This window comes from Xanthomonas sp. NCPPB 901, assembly GCF_056725085.1.
Map to the genome: position 1 here is coordinate 2,600,904 of NZ_CM161511.1, position 20,167 is coordinate 2,621,070.

Here is a 20,167-nt window from a genome sequence, read left to right on the forward strand (position 1 = left end):
ATCGGTGTGACGCCAGGATGAGCGCCGGCGACGCCGGCCGTTCTTACACTGCCGATCGCCGCTGTCCGTCCCTTCCTTCGCCGTCCGCGCACGCCATGCCCCATCGCCCGCCAGCGCCCGCTCGTGCCTGCCATCGCCGTGCCCCACGGCGGCGTCGCGGCGGCTGAGCGGCGCATGCGTACGTTGCGGGGTCGATGCCTGCGCTGGCCACTGTGGCTGCTGCTGTCGGCCCTGACCTGCAGCGGGGCCGCGCAGGCCCAGGTGATTCCGTTGCGGCACTACGCGCAGGACCAGGGCCTGCTCGGCCTCGCCGACACCTGCCTGCTGCAGCGTCGCGACGGCAGCCTGCTGGTGTGCAGCGAAAGCGGCCTGTACGCGTTCAACGGCGATCAGTTCCAGCAGTTGCCGCTGGAGGGCCGCGGCGGCCACTACATCTCCGACGCGGCCGAGGATGCCGCGCAGCGCCTGTGGGTGGCGACCTTCGATGCGATCTACGTCGGCGACGGTGCTCCGGCACGGTGGATTCCGCTTGAGCACACCAGCCTGCCTTCGCAGCGCCGGCTGAACCGCCCGCGCCTGGCCACGCCGGCCTGGGGCACGGTGGTGCTCGACGAGCACCGGGTCCTGCGCGCGGTGCGCAAGGCCGACGGAAAGGGATGGCAACTGCAGCCCCTGTTCGATGCGGCGACGCTGGCGCGGCAGCCGGAACTGGCCGATGTCCACGACCTGTTCGTGGCCGACGACACCCTGTGGCTGGGCTGCGCCAAGGCCTTGTGCCGGGTCGATGCCGATGGCCGCGCCACCCGCTACGACCAGGCCGATGGCCTGCCGCCCGAGTTGTGGCGCAATGCGGTCCACGACAACGACGGCACCCTGTGGGTCGTCGGCAACCGCACGGTGATGCGGCGACCGGCCGGCACGACGCGCTTCCAGGACCAGACCCCGCCGGGCCTGGACGGACCGGCCCTAGTGACCTTGCGCACGCCGATCCTGCTCGACCCGCAGGGCCGCGTGCTGGTGCGCACCAACCAGGGCCTGGCGCGCTGGGAGCACGGCCGCTGGCGCAGCTTCGACGGCCGCCACGGCCTGCCCGAGGGCAACATCGTCGCGATGCACTTCGATCAGGCCGGCGACCTGTGGCTGAGCATGGACGGCGAAGGCGTGCTGCGCTGGAACGGCTATGGCTGGATCGAGAACTGGGACGTGTCGCAGGGCATCAGCCGGGCGCCGACCTGGAGCATCCAGCGCACCCAGCGCGGCGACCTGCTGGTCGGCAACGAGGGCGGCGTCGATCGGCTGCGCGAGGACGGCCGCTTCGAGCGCTGGGCCAGCGACAACGGCACCCAGATGATCGGCTTGCAACGCGCCGCGGACGGCACGCTGTGGAGCATCGGGTCGGTCGGCATGCTGCGCCGCTACGACGCGCAGGGCCGGCTGCTGCGCGCCTACCCGCCGCTGGACGGCATCGCCAAGCAGTTGTTCGTGGATGCGCGCGGCCGGGTCTGGATCCTGACCAACCGCGGCGTCTACCTGCTGGCGCAGGCCGACGCCGACGCGGTGCCGGAGCCGGTGCGGGCGCTGCCGGGCGGCGAGTATTCGGACATCCAGCAGCGCCACGACGGCAGCGTGCTGGTGGTGGGCATGACCGGCGTGTTCCGCCTGCGCGGCGAGACCTGGACGCCGATCCGGCTGACGCTGGACGGCGCGCCGGCGCAGCCGGTGCTCAGCAAGCTGCTGGTCCTGGACGACGGCCAGGCCTGGGCCAGCCTGTACGGCCCTGGCGTCTGGCAAGGCCGGCTCGATGGCGACACCCTGCACCTGCAGCCGGCCGATGCGCAATTGAGCGACCTGCAGCTCTACAGCCTGCGCCGCACCCGCAACGGCTGGATCTGGATCTGCCACAACCAGGGTGTGGACGTGTACGACGGACGCGCCTGGTCGCGGCTGACCCAGGCGCAGGGCCTGCTCTGGAACGACATGTCCGAATCGGCTTTCCTGGAGGACAACGACGGCTCGGTGTGGCTCGGCAGCAGCCGCGGCGTCACCCACCTGCTGGACCCGGCGCGGCTGTTTCCGACGCAGGCGCCGCGGCTGGCGCTGCAGGAGTTCAGCCGCGGCGGCGTGCCCATCGCCGCGGGCGCGCGCCTGCGCTGGAGCGAAGATCCGTTGCACATCGCGGTCGGGGCCCCGGACCTGTACGACGAACGCAACCGCATCAGCTTCCGCTACCGCTTCGAGGGCGCGCATACCCGCTGGCTGCACACGCCCAATTTCGAGTTCGAGCAACCGCCGCTGGCGCCGGGCAGCTACGTGCTGGAGATCCAGTTGCTGGATGCCTACCGGCGCCGCGCCTCGGCCCCGCTGCGGGTGGCGTTCTCGGTGGCGCCGGTGTGGTGGCGCAGCCAGCCGATGCTGGCGCTGTACCTGCTGCTCGGCGGCGGCCTGGCGGTGGCGCTGCTGCATTGGCGCGAACGTCGCCTGTACCAGCGCCAGCGCGAACTGGCCGATCTGGTGGCGCGGCGCACCGAGGAACTGGAGCACGACAAGCGCGAACTGGAGATCGCCCGCGCCGCACTGGCGGTGAAGGCCTCGCACGACGCCCTCACCGGCCTGCTCAACCGCGCCGGCATCCTCGAGGCGCTGGCGGCGCAGATGCGCCGCTGCGGGGCGGACCAGATCCCGCTGGCGGTGGCGATGATCGACCTGGACCACTTCAAGCGGATCAACGACGAACACGGCCATCTGGTCGGCGATGCGGTGCTGATCGAGGTGGCGCGGCGCCTGAATGCCAACCTGCGCGACGCCGACCTGGTCGGCCGCTACGGCGGCGAGGAGCTGCTGGCGGTGCTGCCGGGGTTGCCGCCGAGCTGCGGCGATCGGCTGCAGGCCCTGCGCGCCACCATCGCCGGCCAGCCGCTGCGCATCGGCGAGCGGCAGCTGGCGATCACCGCCTCGATCGGCGTGGCCTGGTACCAGCCCGGCGAGCCGCTGCAGCACCTGCTGGCGCGGGCCGACGCGGCGCTGTACCAGGCCAAGCACCTGGGCCGCGACCGGGTGGAGCTGCAGCCGGCCTAGCCGCCGCCGCGGTCGGAGGCGCCCCCCGGCAGCGCCGGGGCAAGCGCGGCACGGACCGGCACGGTCCTTGCAGCGCGTAGGGTCGATCCTGGCCGAGCGCATCCCCCGATGTCCGAGAGCGAAGAAGGCGCAGAGCGCACAGAACAGCCCACAGACAAACGCCTGCGCGAAGCCCGCGAACAGGGCAATGTCCCGCATTCGCGCGAGCTGGCGACAGCCGCGGTGTTCAGCGCCGGCGTCTTCGCCCTGATGGGCCTGTCCACCTCGCTGACCGCCGGCGCCGTGGCCTGGCTGAAGCAGGCGCTGCGCCCGGACCTGTCGATGCGCCAGCATCCGGAGGCCATGTTCGGCCATTTCGGCGACCTGCTGCTGAACCTGCTCTGGGTGGTGCTGCCGCTGGTCGGCATCTGCCTGGCGGCCAGCTTTGCCGCACCGGTGCTGATGGGCACCCTGCGCTTCTCCGGCCAGGCGCTGATCCCCAAGTTCGACCGTCTCAATCCGATGGCCGGGCTGAGCAGGATGTACGGTGCCGAGGCCCTGGCCGAACTGCTGAAGTCGATCCTGCGCATGGGCTTCGTCGGCGGCGCCGCGGTGCTGTGCCTGTGGGGGAGCGTCGACTTCCTGCGCGGCTTGCTGCTGCAGCCGCTGGAGCAGGCGATCGGCCACGGCCTGGGCTTCACCCTGCGGCTGCTGCTGTACACCGCCGGCGCGCTGGCGCTGCTGGCCGCGATCGACGCGCCCTATCAGAAGTGGAATTACATCCGCAAGTTGAAGATGACCCGGGAGGAAGTGCGCCGGGAAATGAAGGAAAGCGACGGCAGCCCCGAGGTCAAGGGCCGCATCCGCCAGATGCAGATGCAGATGTCGCAGCGGCGGATGATGGAAGCGGTGCCCAAGGCCGACGTGGTGGTGGTCAACCCCACCCACTACGCGGTGGCGCTGAAGTACGAGAGCGGGCGCATGCGCGCGCCCACCGTGGTCGCCAAGGGCGTGGACGAGATCGCCTTCCGCATCCGCGAGGTCGGCGAGCAGCACCGGGTGGCGGTGATCTCGGCGCCGCCTTTGGCACGCGCCTTGTATAGGGAAGGCCAACTCGGCAAGGAAATTCCCGTGAGACTGTATTCGGCGGTGGCGCAGGTCCTCTCGTACGTCTACCAGCTGCGCGCCTGGCGCAGCGGGCCGATGCCGCCGTTGCCGCCGCTGGAGGTGGATGAATTCGCCCCGGGGAGCCAGCCATGAGCCAGCCGGCCGCGCAGATGAACACGCGCAAAGTGATGGACATGATCAAGCACGGGCTGGGCGCCCCGGTGATCGTGCTGCTGATGCTGGCGATGGTGGTGGTGCCGCTGGCCGCCCCGGTGCTGGACGCTCTGTTCACCTTCAACATCGCCATCTCGCTGATGGTGCTGCTGGCGGTGGTGTACGTGAAGCGGCCGCTGGAGTTCAGCATCTTCCCGATCGTGCTGCTGATGACCACGATGCTGCGCCTGGCGCTGAACGTGGCCTCCACCCGCGTGATCCTGATCAACGGCCAGGACGGCCACGGCGCCGCCGGCAAGGTCATCGAGGCCTTCGGCGAATTCGTGATCGGCGGCAACTACGCGGTCGGCATCGTCGTGTTCGCGATCCTGACCATCATCAACTTCGTGGTCATCACCAAGGGCGCCGGGCGCGTGTCGGAAGTGACCGCGCGCTTCATCCTCGACGCCATGCCCGGCAAGCAGATGGCGATCGACGCCGACCTCAACGCCGGCCTGCTGACCCGCGAGGAAGCCAAGGCCCGCCGCGAGGAAGTGCGCGAGGAAGCGGACTTCTACGGCTCGATGGACGGCGCCAGCAAGTTCATCCGCGGCGACGCCATCGCCGGCATCCTGATCCTGTTCATCAACCTGATCGGCGGCATGGCGGTCGGCGTGCTACAACACGGCATGCCGTTCGCTCAGGCGGCCTCCACCTACACCCTGCTGTCGATCGGCGACGGCCTGGTCGCGCAGTTGCCGGCGCTGCTGGTGTCCTCGGCGGTGGCGATGCTGGTCACCCGCGCCTCGCGCTCGCAGGACATGGGCGCCTCGATGATGGGCCAGGTGTTCGGCCAGCATAAGGCGCTGGCGGTGGCCGCGGCGATCATGGGCCTGGTCGGCCTGATCCCGGGCATGCCCAACGTCGCTTTCTTGACGCTGGCGCTGATCCTGGGCCTACTGGCCTGGAAGATGTGGAAGCGCAGCCTGCAGCCGCCGCCGGCCGCCGCCGAAGCGGCGCCACAGGCCGCAGCCGCGGCCCAGGCCAACGCCGAACTGGGCTGGGACGAACTGCGCCCGATCGACCCGCTGGGCCTGGAAGTCGGCTACCGGCTGATCCCGCTGGTGGACAAGGCCCAGGGCGGCGAGCTGATGGCGCGGATCAAGGGCGTGCGCCGCAAGCTGACCCAGGACATCGGCTTCCTGGTGCCGCCGGTGCATATCCGCGACAACCTGGAACTGCCGGCCAACGCCTACCGCCTGCTGGTGCACGGAGTCCCCGTGGCCACCGCCGACATCCATCCGGACCGCGAACTGGCGCTGGACCCGGGCGGCGCCCTCGGCAAGATCGACGGCATTCCCGGCAAGGACCCGGCATTCGGCCTGGACGCGATCTGGATCCAGCCGCACCTGCGCGCCCAGGCCGAGACCATGGGCTACACCGTGGTCGACCCGGCCACGGTGATCGCCACCCACCTCTCGCACCTGATCCGCGAGCACGCCCCGGAACTGCTCGGCCACGAGGAAGTGCAGCAGCTGCTGGCCACCCTGGCCAAGAGCGCCCCCAAGCTGGTCGAGGACCTCACCCCCAAGGCGCTGCCGCTGTCGGTGGTGGTGCGCGTGCTGCAGAACCTGCTGATCGAGAAGATCCCGGTGCGGCAGCTGCGCAAGATCGTCGAAGCCCTGGTCGAACACGCCCCGCAGAGTCAGGAACCCGGCGCGCTCACCGCCGCGGTGCGCAACGCCCTGGGCCGTTTCATCGTCCAGGAGATCGCCGGCATGGCCCCGGAACTGCCGGTGTTCACCCTGGCCCCGCAATTGGAACGTGTCTTGCAAGACTCCACCCAGGGCAACGGCGCGGCGCTGGAACCCGGACTGGCCGAACGCTTGCACCAAAGTCTGGCGGACTGCGTGAGCAAGCAGGAAGCGCGCAACGAACCGGCCGTGGTGCTGGTGCCGGCGCAGGTCCGCGCCGCCCTCGCCCGCCTGGTCCGCCACAGCGTCCCCGCGCTGTCGGTCCTGTCCTACAGCGAAGTGCCGGAAGACAAGCGGCTGAAGCTGGTGGGCACGATCAGTTGAGATGACGGGAATCGGGAACAGGGAATGGGGAATCGTCCCCCTGTCCCGGAAGCGGAGAGAGCAATGAACACGATCACCACAACCCAGACACGGCACCGCGGCCCGCCACGTATCGGCACCGGCAGCGCGTCCATTCCCCATTCCCCGTTCTCCATTCCCGGCTTCCACCCATGAAGATCAAACGCTTTGTCGCCCCCGACATGCGCACCGCCTTCCGGATGGTGCGCGACGAGCACGGGCCGGATGCGGTGATCCTGTCCAACCGGCGCACCGACGAGGGCATCGAGATCGTCGCCGCCAGCAACTACGACGAAGCCCTGGTGCAGCGGGCGCTGGATGCGGTGCGCCCGGACGAGGCGCCGCGCGCCGCCGCGGCGGCGCAGGCCCCGGCCGCGGCCGCCCCGCGTGCCGCACGCGGCGACAGCGCCGCGGCCAGCCCGGCGATGGCGATGATGGCCGCGATCAGCGAACGCCGCGGCAATGCCGCGCCCGCCGCCGCCGCACGGCCGCTGACCCAGCCGGCGGCGCTGGCCGCCTCGGCCATGCCGGGCGCGGCCGCCCCGGCCGCCGCCGCGCGCCAGCCCGCGCCGGCCAAGGCTGCGGCTGCGGCTGCGGCTGCGGCTGCAGCTGCGGCGGTGGCGCCAGCGCCGGCCCGTGCCGAGTTCAGCATTCCCGAGGACGTGTTCCGCAACGCCCCGATCAGCGTACCCCTGCCCAGCCCGTTCGCCGCCACCCCGGCGCCGGCCGCCGAGGCCGCGCCGGCCTGGCGCGACGACGTCGCCGCGGTGGCGCTGACCCCGGTAAGCGCCCCGGCCGCGCCGATCGCGCCGGCGCCGGCCGCTGCCGGAATCCCGGCGGCCGCGGCACTGGCGGCGGTGCCGACCTTCCCCGCCCCGCAGAACGACGAACAATTGACGCAGCTGCGCGACGAACTGGCGCTGATGCGGCAGATGATCGAGCGCGAGATGAACCGCCTCACCGACGAGCGCCTGCGCGGCTCGCCGGTCCGCGCCCAGGCGCTGGAGCTGATGGACGACTACGGCTTCGACAGCGGCATCATCCGCGACGTGGTCATGCAGATCCCCGCCGACCTGGAGCTGCACCGCGGCCGCGGACTGATGCTGGGCCTGCTGTCCAAGCGCCTGCCGATCGCCGCGCTGGACCCGCTCGAGGAAGGCGGCGTGATCGCCCTGATCGGCCCGACCGGCGCCGGCAAGACCACTACCATCGCCAAGCTGGCCTCGCGCTTCCTGGAGCGCCATGCCGCCCGCGACGTGGCCCTGGTCACCACCGACACCATCCGCGTCGGCGGCCGCGAACAGTTGCACAGCTACGGCCGCCAGCTCGGCATCGCCGTGCACGAGGCCGACAGCGACGCCGCGCTGCAGCTGCTGCTGGAGCGCCTGGCCGACTACAAGCTGGTCCTGATCGACACCGCCGGCATGGGCCAGCGCGACCGCGCCCTGGCCGCGCAGCTGCACTGGCTGCGCGCCTCGCGGGTGGTCCGGTCCTTGCTGGTCCTCCCCGCCAACGCCCATTTCTCCGACCTGGACGAGGTGGTGCGCCGGTTCGCTGGCGCCGACCCGCAGGGGGTCATCCTGACCAAGCTGGACGAGACCGGGCGGTTCGGCAGTGCCTTGTCGGTGGTCGTGGACCACCGCCTCCCCATCACCTGGGTGACCGATGGACAGCGTGTGCCGGACGACCTGCACCGCGCCAACGCCGCCAGCCTGGTATTGCGCCTTGAAGATTTGCGGCGCGCTGCCGATAAGCCCTGTACTCCGGAGCAGACCCATGCCGTCGCGTGACTACGTCAATCTGACCAATGCCTTTCCCCTGTCGGCGACGCGCAACGAACCGCTGGGTCCGGTGCGGACCATCGCCGTGACCGGCGGCAAGGGCGGCGTGGGCAAGACCAACATCTCGGTCAACCTGTCCATGGCGCTGGCCGACATGGGCAAGCGCACCCTGCTGCTGGACGCCGACCTCGGCCTGGCCAACGTCGACGTGCTGCTGGGGCTGACCCCCAAGTTCACCGTGGCCGACCTGGTCGCCGGGCGCTGCACCCTGGAAGAGGTGCTGATCGACCTGCCCAACGGGCTGATGGTGGTGCCCGCCGCCTCCGGCCGCCGCTACATGGCCGAGCTGCCGCCGGCCCAGCACGTGGGCCTGGTCAACGTGTTCTCCGAGCTGCAGCGCGAGCTGGACGTGATGATCGTCGACACCGCCGCCGGCATCACCGACAGCGTGCTGACCTTCTGCCAGGCCGCGCAGGACGCGGTGGTGGTGGTCTGCGACGAGCCGGCCTCGATCACCGACGCCTACGCCCTGATCAAGGTCCTCTCGCGCGAGCGCGGCGTGGACCGGGTGCAGATCGTCGCCAACATGGTCCGCGACCTCAACGAAGGCCGCCTGCTGTACGACAAGCTCAGCCGGGTCTGCGAGAAGTTCCTCGGCGACGTGTCGCTGAACTACCTGGGCTGCGTGCCGCAGGACGACTGGCTGCGCCTGTCGGTGCAGCGCCAGCAGCCGGTGGTCAAGGCCTACCCGTCCAGCCCGTCGGCGCAGGCGATCGCCGAGATCGCCCGGCGCACCGCGCGCTGGCAGGCGCCGACCGCCCCGCGCGGCAACGTCGAGTTCTTCGTCGAACGCATCATCCAGCGCGGGGTGGCCGCATGAACGCCGCCGCCCACTACCGCGCCGTCCAGCGCAACAGCGCCAACGACTACATCGCCCAGCACTCGGACCTGGTCCGGCGCATCGCCCACCACCTGGCGGCGCGGCTGCCGGCCAGCGTCGAGATCGACGACCTGATCCAGGCCGGCATGATCGGCCTGATCGAGGCCTCGCGCAGCTACGACGCCGAACAGGGCGCCTCGTTCGAGACCTACGCCTCGATCCGCATCCGCGGCGCCATGATCGACGAGATCCGCCGCGGCGACTGGGTGCCGCGCTCGGTGCACCGCCGCGCCCGCGACGCCGCCTCGGCGATCCGCAAGATCGAACAGAGCACCGGCCGCGCCGCCGCCGCCAACGAAGTGGCCGCGGCGATGGACATGCCGCTTCCCGAATACCTGCGTTTGATGGAAGATGCCGCCCGCGGCCAGGTGCTGAGCCTGGAGTCGCGCATCGAGGACCATGGCGAACTGGATACCATCGCCAAGGGCGGACCCAATCCGCAGCAGATGCTCGAGCGCAGCGAATTCGGCCGCGAGCTGGGCAAGGCCATCGCGCAGTTGCCCGAACGCGAGCAGTTGGTGCTGTCGCTGTACTACGAGCAGGAATTGAACCTCAAGGAAATCGGCGCGGTGCTCGGGGTCAGCGAGTCGCGCGTGTGTCAGATCCATGGCCAGGCCACGGTACGGTTGCGCGGACGCCTGAAGGCGTTCGAGGTCGCCGATGCCGGTCTGGAAGACGAAGAATAGGAACCCTTAGGAGTCAGTGGTGAACAAGAACATGCGGATTTTGATCGTGGACGATTTCTCGACGATGCGACGCATCGTCAAGAATCTGCTCGGCGATCTGGGCTTCACCAACACCGCCGAGGCCGAAGACGGCAACAGCGCCCTGGTCGCGCTGCGCTCGGCGCCGTTCGAGTTCGTGGTCACCGACTGGAACATGCCGGGCATGACCGGCATCGACCTGCTGCGCAACATCCGCGCCGACGACAAGCTCAAGCACCTGCCGGTGCTGATGGTCACCGCCGAGGCCAAGCGCGAGCAGATCATCGAGGCCGCCCAGTGCGGCGTGAACGGCTACATCATCAAGCCGTTCACCGCGCAGACGCTGCAGGAGAAGCTGGGCAAGATCTTCGAACGCCTGGGAGCGACCGCCTAAATGGAAGCTACCGCCGAACGCACCGCCCTGATCGAACGCCTGCAAGGCGCGCTCGACGCGCTGGAAAACGGCGACGAGGCCGGCTGGCGCAGGGAGATCGACACCCTCGCCGCCTGGCGCACACGGCCGATGATGCAGGGCCTGAGCCGGCTTGCGCGCGATCTGGGGCAGGCGCTCGGCGAACTGCCGGTGGTGCCCAGCGAGGCCGGCGAACTGGACGATGCCTGCTCGCGCCTGGACCACGTGGTGGAGATGACCGAACAGGCCAGCCACCGCACCCTGGACCTGGCCGAGGAATGCCGTGCGCTGGCCGACCAGCTGGCCGCCGGCGGCCTCAGCGGCGACCAGGGCGAGATCCTCGACAAGATCCGCCACAACCTCACCGAAATGGCCCTGGCGCAGAGCTTCCAGGACCTGACCGGGCAGATCATCCGCCGCGTCGCCGGCATCGTGCGCCGCGTGCACGAGGGCTTCGGCGCGCTGGGTCTGCCGCCGAAGGAAGAACGCAAGGCCGACGGCACCCTGGCCGGCCCGGTCCTGCCCGGCCTGGATCGCCACGGCGTGTCGCAGCACGACGCCGACGACCTGCTGTCCGGACTGGGACTCTAGAGCGTGCCCGGGCGATTGGACTAGGCCACGCCGCACTCGGGTGCGCGCACGGCGAGAAAGAACGAGGGAATTTATGTCAACAGACGACCGCATGATGACGCAGGATCGCACGCACCCAAGCGCGGCCCTTCGGGTTGCCGTGTCCGCTCCCCAGGCGGCCGCGCACGGCTTGAACAGGCGGTCGGCCTGTCGCGGCGCCGCGCGCAGCCACCTGGCAACCGGACACGCCAACGTGGCCGATTGCAACCGCGCGGGCAGGCTCTAGCCATGAGCGCCGTACCCGACGACATCGCTGCCGACTTCATCATCGAGGCCCAGGAGATCCTGGACCGGCTCGGCGAGCAGTTGGTGTCGCTGGAGCAGGCGCCCGAGGACAGCGGCCAGCTCAACGCCGTGTTCCGCGGCTTCCACACGCTCAAGGGCGGCGCCGGCTTCCTGGCGATCACCGCCATGGTCGAGCTGTGCCACGCCGCGGAGGAAACCCTGGGCATGGCCCGTGCCGGCCAGGCCACCCTGCAGGCGCAGCACTTCGACGCCGCCCAGCAGTCGCTGGACTACCTGCAGTCGATGCTCGACGCGTTCGGCAACGGCCAGGAGCCGCCGCGCGCGCCGGCGGAACTGATCGCGCAGTTCGACGCGCACGGCACCGCCGCGCCGGCCCCGGCCAAGAGCGCCGCGCCGGCGCCGGCAGCAGCCCCGGCCACCGCCGCCGCGGGCGATGCGGACCTGATCAGCGACGACGAATTCGAGGCGCTGCTGGACCAGTTGCACGGCGATGCGCCGCCGGCGGCCACGCCGCAGGCGCTGCAGCCTGCGCCACGCGCGCCCAGCGCCGCGCCCAAGGCCGCGGCCGCCCCGGCCAAGGCCGCCGAGCCCGAGCAGACCGTGCGCGTGGACACCAAGCGCCTGGACGCGATCGTCAACCTGATCGGCGAACTGGTGCTCTCGCGCAACCGCCTCAAGACCCTGCGCGTGCGCCTGCGCGACGAGGAACTCGACCGTGCGGTCAGCAGCCTGGACATCGCCACCGCGCGCCTGCAGTCGGCGGTCATGCGCACGCGCATGCAGCCGGTCGGCAAGGTGTTCTCGCGCTTCCCCAAGGTGGCGCGCGACGTCGCCCGCTCGCTCAACAAGGAAGTGGAACTGGAACTGGTCGGCGCCGACACCGAACTGGACCGCAACCTGGTCGAAGCGCTGGCCGATCCGCTGGTGCACCTGGTGCGCAACGCGATCGACCACGGCATCGAGGCCCCGGCGCTGCGCGAGGCCACCGGCAAGCCGCGCGGCGGCCACGTGCGCCTGTCGGCGCAGCAGGAAGGCGACTACGTCAGCATCGAAGTGCAGGACGACGGCGCCGGCATCGACCCGGAACGGCTGCGCGCCAAGGCGCGCGAGAAGGGCCTGATCGACCCCGAGGCCGCCGCCCGCCTGAGCACCGAGGAATGCCTGCACCTGGTGTTCCTGCCCGGCTTCTCGACCAAGTCCGAAGTCACCGACATCTCCGGCCGCGGCGTCGGCATGGACGTGGTGCAGTCGCGCATCCGCGAACTCAGCGGGCAGATCCAGATCCAGTCGGAGCTGGGCCGCGGCAGCCGCTTCCTGATCCGCGTGCCGCTGACCCTGGCGATCCTGCCGACCCTGCTGGTACAGGCCGGCGACACCGTCTATGCGCTGCCGCTGGCGCGCGTGGTGGAAGTGCTGCATGCGCCGCGCCGCTCGCTGGGCTGGTTCGACGGCCGCGCCGTGCTCGACCGGCAGTCGCACACCCTGCCGCTGGTGGACCTGCGCCAGTGGCTCAACATCGACGCCCCGCAACTGCCGCTGCTCACCGTGGTGGTGCTGCAGGCCGGCGAATCGCGCATGGGCCTGGTCGTGGACCAGGTCCGCGGCCGCGAGGAAGTGGTGATCAAGCCGCTGCCGCGCTCGCTGCGCGGCCTGCCCGGCTACGCCGGCGCCACCCTGATCGGCGACGGCCGTCTGGCGTTGATTTTGGATGTGGATGGCTTGAAGGCCTGAGAGCCGGGAGTGGGGAATGGGGATTGGGGAATCGTAAGAGCAGGGTTCCTTGCGCCTTCTTGTCTTCTGCGGTGAAACCGGGAATGGGGAATGGGGATTCGGGAATCGCAAAAGCGGCCCCGTGCGCCTCGTTTTTCCCTGTGGGAGCGGCTTCGGCCGCGACGCGGTGAGGCTGGGATTCGGGAATGGGGATTCGGGAAGCGCAACAGCGGTTCCCCGCTGCTATCCCTTCCTTGTGGGAGCGACTTCAGTCGCGACGCGGTAAAGCCGGGCGTGGGGAATCTGCATTGGCGAAAGCGAATGCCCCTGGCCTCCTGTCTCTCGCCGACGCATGTCGCAGTGCGCGCCGGCGACACGCCGAGGTCCGCGCGTCGCGGCTGAAGCCGCTCCCACAACAGCCGACCCCAGATTTCCGTGCGGCTTGCCTTTGCGAATCCCCACTCCCGATTCCCCAATCCCGGCTGCAGCGAATCCCGAATCCCCACTCCCGGCCCCCTACCATCAAGTCCCAAGCCCCGTTGCCGATACCTCTTGCATGGACAAGCTCAGTCTCATTGGCCTGCTGTTGGCGATTCTGTCGCTGATCGGCGGCAGCATCCTCAAGGGCGCCGGCATGTCGGCGCTGTGGTCGCCGGCTGCGTTCGTGATCGTGATCGTCGGCACCGTGGCCGCGATCCTGGTGCATACCCCGCCGGCGGTGTTCCGCCGTGCGTTCCAGATCGCCAAGTGGATCCTGTGGCCGCCGCCGAGCGATCGCCAGGCGCTGCTCAAGCAGATCGTGGAATGGAGCAATATCGCCCGCCGCCAGGGCCTGCTCGGCCTGGAGAACCAGGTGCCGCAGCAGCAGGATCCGTTCGTGCGCAAGGGCCTGCAGATGCTGGTGGACGGCGTGGAACCGGAGGCCATCCGGCACATGCTGGAGATCGACCTGGAAGGCCAGGAACATTGCGACCTGGCCGCGGCCAAGGTGTTCGAGGGCATGGGCATCTACGCGCCCACCCTTGGCATCATCGGCGCGGTGCTGGGCCTGATCGCGGTGATGAAGAACCTGGCCGACCCGAGCAAGCTCGGCCACGGCATCGCCGCCGCCTTCACCGCCACCATCTACGGCATCGCCTCGGCCAACCTGCTGTTCCTGCCGATGGCCGCCAAGCTCAAGAGCGTGATCAAGCGCGGCTGCGGCGAGCGCGAAATGGTCATCGAAGGGTTGATCGCCATTGCCCAGGGCGAGAACCCGCGCAACATCGAATCGAAACTGGCCGGATTCTTGCATTGAGTTCCGAATGGCCCGCAAGCACGCCCACGACGAGCACGCCAACCACGAGGCATGGGCCATCCCCTATGCCGACCTGATGACGTTGCTGCTCGCCTTCTTCGTGGTGATGTACGCGTTGTCCACGGTCAACGAAGCCAAATACCGGGTCATGGCCGACGCGATGAGCGCCGCGTTCGGCGGCACCCCAACGACGCTGCGCCCGGTGCAGGTCGGCGACCATGCATTGCAGGGCCAGGGCGGCGAACGGCCGACCCCGATCAAGTCCAGCCCGGCGCTGACCCTGCCCGACCCCAACCGCCTGCCCTCGGGCACCGCGCAGCGCGGCGACGACCTGCGCGATGCGCAGCAGTTGCGCCGTGCGCAACGCCAGCTCGACAGCATCGCCGACCGCCTCGGCGCCGCGCTGGCGCCGCTGATCCAGAAGAAGCTGATCACCGTGCGCCGCGCCGGGCTGTGGATCGAAGTGGAGATCAACAGCGACATCCTGTTCGGCTCCGGCTCGGCCGCGCTGGACCAGAGCGCGCGCGCCACCCTGGCGGAACTGGCGCAGGTGCTGGCCGGCGTGCCCAACGGGGTGCGCGTGGAGGGCTACACCGACAACACCCCGATCGCCACCCAGCAGTTCCCGTCGAACTGGGAGCTGTCGGCGGCGCGCGCGGCCAGCGTGGTCCACCTGTTCGCCGACCAGGGCCTGCAGCCCTCGCGGCTGTCGATGATCGGCTACGGCCAGTTCCGCCCGCGCGCCAGCAACGACACGCCGGCCGGCCGCAACGCCAACCGCCGCGTGGTGCTGGTGATCCTGGCCGATTCCGGCGCCAGCGGCGATGCGACGCCGTCGGCCTCCGACCGTTTGAGCGCCGGCGCCGCGCCGGCCACCACCACACCCCCCGCCGCGGCGGCCGCCGGCAACGCCGGCGCGCCCCGCGCAGTACCTGCCATTGAAGGAGTCAACTGATGCGCATCTGGGCGATCGCCAACCAGAAAGGTGGCGTGGGCAAGACCACCACCACGCTGGCCCTGGGCCGTGGGCTGGCCATGCTCGGACACCGCGTGCTGATGCTCGATCTCGATCCGCACGCCTCGCTGACCCGGGCCTTCGACGTGCCGCAGGAACCGCAGCCGCCGGGCGTGCTGGACCTGTTCGCGACCCCGCCGGGCGAACTCGCCGCGCTGGCCCGCGACACCGCCGTCGAGCGCCTGAGCTTCGTCTGCGGGCAGACCGCGCTGGCCACGCTGGAACGGCGCAGCGCCAACCAGCCCGGCCTGGGCCTGGCGCTGCAGCAGGCGATGGCCCGCCACGCCGGCCAGCACGACTACATCCTGCTCGACTGCCCGCCGACCCTGGGCCTGCTGATGATCAACGCGCTGGCCGCGGCCGACCGCGTGGTCATCCCGACCCAGGCCGAGCCGCTGGCGCTGCACGGCCTGGCCAGCATGGTCCGTACCGTGGACATGGTCGAGCGCTCGCGGCGCCGTCCGCTGCCCGCCTCGATCCTGCCGACCCTGTTCGACAAGCGCACCCGCGCCGGCAACGAGACCCTGCGGCAGATGCAGGACAGCTACGCCGAGCGGGTCTGGGAAGACGCGATCCCGGTCGACACCAAGATCTGCAACGTCAAGGCGCTGACCGTGCCCGGCGTGCCGGGCGACTACCCCGGCCGCGGCCTGGCCGCCTACCGCCGCGCGTTGGAATGGCTGCTGGCCAGCGATGCGACACCGATGGAGCAAGCCGCATGAGCACCCCCGGCATCCTCGACGACTATCTGGAAGGCCTGCTCCACGACGTGATCGCCGAGGAGCAGAAGGCGCCGCCGCCGAGTCCCGCAGCGGTCGCGGTCGCCGACGCGCACGCGGACGCCGAGACCCCGGCGCCTGCCGCGGCCGCGCCGACCCCGGAGCAGATCGCCGCCGCGGTCCTGGCCGAGGCCGACGCCGATCCCGCGCTGGCCGGCATCATGTCGCAGCAGGCGCTGGCGCCCGCACCGGCCGGCCCGACGCCCGAACAGATCGCTGCCGCAGTCCTGGCCGAAGCCGACGCCGATCCGGCGCTGGCCGGCATCATGTCGCAGCAGGCGCTGGCGCCCGCACCGGCCGGCCCAACACCCGAACAGATCGCTGCCGCAGTCCTGGCCGAAGCCGATGCCGATCCCGCGCTGGCCGGCATCATGTCGCAGCAGGCGCTGGCGCCCGCGCCGACCGGCCCGACGCCCGAACAGATCGCTGCCGCAGTCCTGGCCGAAGCCGATGCCGATCCGGCCCTGGCCGGCATCATGTCGCAACAAGCCCTGGCGCCCGCGCCGACCGGCCCGACACCCGAGCAGATCGCTGCCGCGGTGCTGGCCGAAGCCGATTCGGATCCGGCCCTGGCCGGCATCATGTCGCAACACGCCCTGGCGCCTGCGCCGACCGGCCCGACACCCGAGCAGATCGCTGCCGCGGTGCTGGCCGAAGCCGATTCGGATCCGGCCCTGGCCGGGATCATGTCGCAGCAGGCGGCCGCGCCCGCCGCACTCACCCCGGCCCAACAGGCCGAGCGCCAGGCCGACCTGGACGCGGTCGCGGCGATGGAGCGGCAGCGCGTCACCGTGCCGCGCAACCTGGCCGCCGAAGACGATGCCGCCGCCGCGCGCGCGATCAAGCGCCCGCCGATGGCGGTGCCGCCGGAACGGCGCGCCGAAGCCAGCCGCGCCCAGGCCGCCGGCGCGAAGCTGCCGCCGAACCTGCAGTCCTTCATGGCGCCGAGCGTGCCACACGGCTCGGCCATCGCCCCCGACCGCCTGTCCGAGCGCCGCACCCGCTGGCTGCGCCTGCGCTGCGGCGAGCAGGCCTACGCGCTGGAACTGCTGAAGGTGCAGGAAGTGGTGCTGCCGGTGCCGCTGCTGGCGCTGCGCGGCACCCCGCCGGCCATGCTCGGCATCATGAACCTGCGCGGCCAGGTGGTACCGGTGCTCGACCTCGGCCTGCACCTGGGCGCGGCCCCGATCGAGATGGACATGCTGACCCGCGTGGTGGTGCTGGAGGAGAACGGCGAGACCCTGGGCCTGCGCGTGTCCGCGGTGGAAGACGTGGCCAGCCTCAGCGACCAGCAAATCGAGCCGCCGGACAACGCCCGCATCTGCCGCATTTCCAACCATCTGTTCCGCGGCGTGGCGCGGCTGGCGCAGCAGCCGATGATCCTGCTCGACGCCGAGCAACTGCTGCACTGACCCGGGGCTCGGCAGGCGGCAACTGCGAACGGTGCCGCACTTTACCAAGCGCCGCTAAAGCTTTTCAGGCCACGGCCGTTATCTGCCATAGAACCATTGGTGCGGAGCAATGATGAGCACAGTCCCCCTTGGCGAAGATCTCGGCATCGAGACCAGCGCCGACCTGAAACAACGCCTGACCGCGTTCCTTGCGTCGGACGACGTGCTGCGGCTGGACGCCGGCGAAGTCCGCCGCATCCACACCGCATCCGTACAGGTGCTGTGCGCGTTCGTCGATGCCCGTCGCAAGGACGGCAAGCGCACCGAATTCGAGGCCTGCAACGCGACCTTTCGCGACGCGGCCCGCCTGCTAGGGGTCAGCGAATCGCTGGGCCTTCCTGCAACCCCTGACAATCTGAAATCTGTGGAGAACGCGGCATGAGCGCACGTATCTTGGTAGTGGACGATTCGGCGTCGATGCGCCAGATGGTCTCCTTCGCCCTCACCTCGGCCGGCTTTGCCGTCGAAGAAGCCGAAGACGGCGCGGTCGCGCTGGGCCGCGCCAAGGGCCAGCGCTTCAATGCGGTGGTCACCGACGTCAACATGCCGAACATGGACGGCATCACCCTGATCCGCGAGCTGCGGCAGCTGCCGGACTACAAGTTCACCCCGATGCTGATGCTGACCACCGAGTCGGCGGCGGAGAAGAAGTCCGAGGGCAAGGCCGCCGGCGCCACCGGCTGGCTGGTCAAGCCGTTCAATCCTGAACAGCTGATCGCCACCGTCCAGAAAGTCCTGGGCTGATCCCTCTCCTCCTCCTTTTCCGGATTCCCGCCCCATGAGCATGGACCTGCAGCGTTTCCACGCCACCTTCTTCGAGGAAAGCCGCGAAGGACTGGACGCGATGGAAGCCGGATTGCTGTCGCTGGAAGAAGGCAATCGCGATCCCGAGACCATCAACTCGGTGTTTCGCGCCGCGCACTCGATCAAGGGCGGCGCCGCCACCTTCGGCTTCGAGGCGATGGCCGGCCTCACCCACGTGCTGGAAACGCTGCTCGACGAGCTGCGCGCCGGCAAGCGCGACGTCGAGGCGCACGCCATCGACGCCATCCTCGGCTCGGTGGACGTGCTGCGCGCCCTGCTGCGCGAAGCCGAACACGGCGTCCCGGCCGATCCGGCCGCGGTCAAGGCGGTGCACGAGCGCCTGCAGCACGCGCTGAACGGCGGCCCGGCCGCGCCGACCGCCGCCACTCCGGCGGCGAACCAGCCGGCCGAACCGGAAGCCTGGCAGATCGGCTTCACCCCCGCGCCGTCGCTGTTCATGAGCGGCAACGACCCGCTGCGCATCATCCGCGAACTGGAACACCTCGGCCCGCTGCAGGTCGCCTGCCGCAGCACCCGCCTGCCCGGCTTCGCCGAACTCGACCCGCTCGAGGCCTACCTGGCCTGGGACCTGGGCCTGGTCGGCAAGATCCCGCGCAGCGCGATCGAAGACACCTTCGCCTGGGTCATCGACGACTGCGAACTGGAGATCCGCCCGGTGCCGCCGCCGAGCCTGGCCACCGCGCCGGCGCCGGTGCTGACCGCGCCGCCGACCGCCGCCACCGCGGCGCCGGCCGCCGCCGTGGCCGCCAACGCGCCGGCCGGCAACGCCGCCGCCGCGCACGAAGCGGAAAGCTCGATCCGCGTCAGCGTCGACAAGGTCGACGCGCTGATCAACCTGGTCGGCGAACTGGTCATCACCCAGGCCATGCTCAAGCAGGTCTCCACCGGCCTGGACCAGGCCGTGGCCGAGCGCCTGTTCGCCGGCCTGGACCTGCTGGAACGCAACACCCGCGACCTGCAGGAAGCGGTGATCGGCGTGCGCATGCTGCCGGTGGACGCGGTGTTCCGCCGCTTCCCGCGCCTGGTCCGCGACCTGTCCACCCGCCTCGGCAAGCAGGTGCGCCTGCGCACGATTGGTGAGGGCACCGAGCTGGACAAGGGCCTGATCGAAAAGATCGCCGATCCGCTGGTGCACCTGGTGCGCAACTCGATCGACCACGGCCTGGAACTGCCGGAGGCGCGCCGCGCCGCCGGCAAGGACGAGACCGGCACCATCACCCTGGCGGCTTCGCACCAGGGCGGCCACATCGTCATCGAAGTCAGCGACGACGGTGCCGGCCTCAACCGCAGCCGCATCCTGGCCAAGGCCGCCGAACGCGGCATCGCGGTGCCGGACAACCCGAGCGATGCGCAAGTCTGGGATCTGATCTTCGCCCCGGGCTTCTCCACCGCCGATGCGGTCACCGACCTGTCCGGCCGCGGCGTCGGCATGGACGTGGTCCGCCGCAACATCCAGGGCCTGGGCGGCGAAGTGCAGCTGGAAAGCGAATCCGGCCGCGGCACCCGCGTGCTGATCCGTCTGCCGTTGACCCTGGCGATCCTCGACGGCATGACCGTGGCGGTCGCCGGCGAGACCCTGATCCTGCCGCTGGCCTACGTCATCGAGGCGCTGCAGCCCAAGGCCGACGACATCCGCACCATGGCCGGCGAAGGCCGCGTGCTGCGGGTCCGCGGCGAGTACCTGCCGATCCTCTCGCTCAGCGACTCCTACGGCTTCGGCCGCATCGAGCAGAGCGAAGAACCGCTGGTAGTGGTGGTCGAGGCCGACGGGCAGAAGCTGGCGCTGGAAGTGGACGAGCTGATCGGCCAGCAGCAGGTGGTGGTCAAGAACATCGAGAACAACTACCGCCGCATCAGCGGCATCTCCGGTGCCACCATCCTCGGCGACGGCCGCGTCGCCCTGATCGTGGACATCGGCGGCCTGGTCCGCTCGCTGCGAGTGCAGCAGGCGGCCTGACCGCAGGATC

Annotated in this window: 16 protein-coding genes; all 16 read left to right on the top strand. The window is 70.5% G+C overall.

The window, feature by feature from the left end:
• Window positions 1-174 precede the first annotated feature (174 nt).
• The 16 genes from AC1PME_RS10915 to AC1PME_RS10990 all read left to right on the top strand — a co-directional run bounded on the left by AC1PME_RS10915 (window position 175) and on the right by AC1PME_RS10990 (window position 20,157).
• The gene (locus AC1PME_RS10915) at window positions 175-3,075 is read left to right on the top strand and encodes a ligand-binding sensor domain-containing diguanylate cyclase (protein ID WP_307550596.1); all 2,901 of its coding nucleotides are present in this window, start codon (window positions 175-177) and stop codon (window positions 3,073-3,075) included.
• A 108-nt stretch (window positions 3,076-3,183) separates the two neighbouring features.
• On the top strand, window positions 3,184-4,314 hold the full coding sequence (flhB, locus tag AC1PME_RS10920; protein ID WP_481095886.1) for a flagellar biosynthesis protein FlhB: 1,131 nt from the start codon (window positions 3,184-3,186) through the stop codon (window positions 4,312-4,314).
• Between the two features lie 17 nt (window positions 4,315-4,331).
• Window positions 4,332-6,392, top strand: a complete 2,061-nt coding sequence (flhA, locus tag AC1PME_RS10925; protein WP_254461409.1) for a flagellar biosynthesis protein FlhA — start codon at window positions 4,332-4,334, stop codon at window positions 6,390-6,392.
• A gap of 170 nt (window positions 6,393-6,562) precedes the next feature.
• A complete protein-coding gene (flhF, locus tag AC1PME_RS10930) occupies window positions 6,563-8,200 on the top strand; it encodes a flagellar biosynthesis GTPase FlhF (RefSeq protein WP_481095887.1) in 1,638 nt (545 codons plus the stop codon).
• Complete coding sequence (locus tag AC1PME_RS10935; protein ID WP_307550602.1) at window positions 8,187-9,071, top strand: MinD/ParA family ATP-binding protein; 885 nt, start codon at window positions 8,187-8,189, stop codon at window positions 9,069-9,071. The genes flhF and AC1PME_RS10935 overlap by 14 nt, the downstream gene beginning before the upstream one ends.
• Window positions 9,068-9,817 carry an RNA polymerase sigma factor FliA gene (locus AC1PME_RS10940; protein ID WP_017908923.1) on the top strand — a complete coding sequence of 250 codons (750 nt, stop codon included), beginning with the start codon at window positions 9,068-9,070 and terminating at the stop codon, window positions 9,815-9,817. The genes AC1PME_RS10935 and AC1PME_RS10940 overlap by 4 nt, the downstream gene beginning before the upstream one ends.
• Window positions 9,818-9,836: 19 nt before the next feature.
• Entirely contained in the window at window positions 9,837-10,229 is a 393-nt protein-coding gene (gene cheY, locus AC1PME_RS10945; protein WP_254458067.1) for a chemotaxis response regulator CheY, read from the top strand.
• Window positions 10,230-10,838 (top strand): protein phosphatase CheZ, encoded by a 609-nt coding sequence (locus AC1PME_RS10950; protein WP_254458068.1) that lies wholly within the window; start codon window positions 10,230-10,232, stop codon window positions 10,836-10,838.
• 267 nt (window positions 10,839-11,105) lie between these two features.
• On the top strand, window positions 11,106-12,854 hold the full coding sequence (locus AC1PME_RS10955) for a chemotaxis protein CheA (protein WP_481095888.1): 1,749 nt from the start codon (window positions 11,106-11,108) through the stop codon (window positions 12,852-12,854).
• A 535-nt stretch (window positions 12,855-13,389) separates the two neighbouring features.
• A complete protein-coding gene (locus AC1PME_RS10960; protein ID WP_254458070.1) occupies window positions 13,390-14,130 on the top strand; it encodes a flagellar motor protein in 741 nt (246 codons plus the stop codon).
• A 7-nt stretch (window positions 14,131-14,137) separates the two neighbouring features.
• Complete coding sequence (gene motD, locus AC1PME_RS10965; RefSeq protein WP_481095889.1) at window positions 14,138-15,085, top strand: flagellar motor protein MotD; 948 nt, start codon at window positions 14,138-14,140, stop codon at window positions 15,083-15,085.
• Entirely contained in the window at window positions 15,085-15,867 is a 783-nt protein-coding gene (locus AC1PME_RS10970) for a ParA family protein (protein ID WP_254458072.1), read from the top strand. Before motD ends, AC1PME_RS10970 begins: the two co-directional genes overlap by 1 nt.
• The gene (locus tag AC1PME_RS10975; protein ID WP_481095890.1) at window positions 15,864-17,336 is read left to right on the top strand and encodes a chemotaxis protein CheW; all 1,473 of its coding nucleotides are present in this window, start codon (window positions 15,864-15,866) and stop codon (window positions 17,334-17,336) included. Before AC1PME_RS10970 ends, AC1PME_RS10975 begins: the two co-directional genes overlap by 4 nt.
• Before the next feature lie 112 nt (window positions 17,337-17,448).
• A complete protein-coding gene (locus AC1PME_RS10980; RefSeq protein ID WP_010341777.1) occupies window positions 17,449-17,757 on the top strand; it encodes an STAS domain-containing protein in 309 nt (102 codons plus the stop codon).
• Window positions 17,754-18,119 (top strand): response regulator, encoded by a 366-nt coding sequence (locus AC1PME_RS10985; RefSeq protein WP_010341778.1) that lies wholly within the window; start codon window positions 17,754-17,756, stop codon window positions 18,117-18,119. The genes AC1PME_RS10980 and AC1PME_RS10985 overlap by 4 nt, the downstream gene beginning before the upstream one ends.
• Window positions 18,120-18,153: 34 nt before the next feature.
• Entirely contained in the window at window positions 18,154-20,157 is a 2,004-nt protein-coding gene (locus AC1PME_RS10990) for a chemotaxis protein CheA (RefSeq protein ID WP_254458074.1), read from the top strand.
• Window positions 20,158-20,167 lie beyond the last annotated feature (10 nt).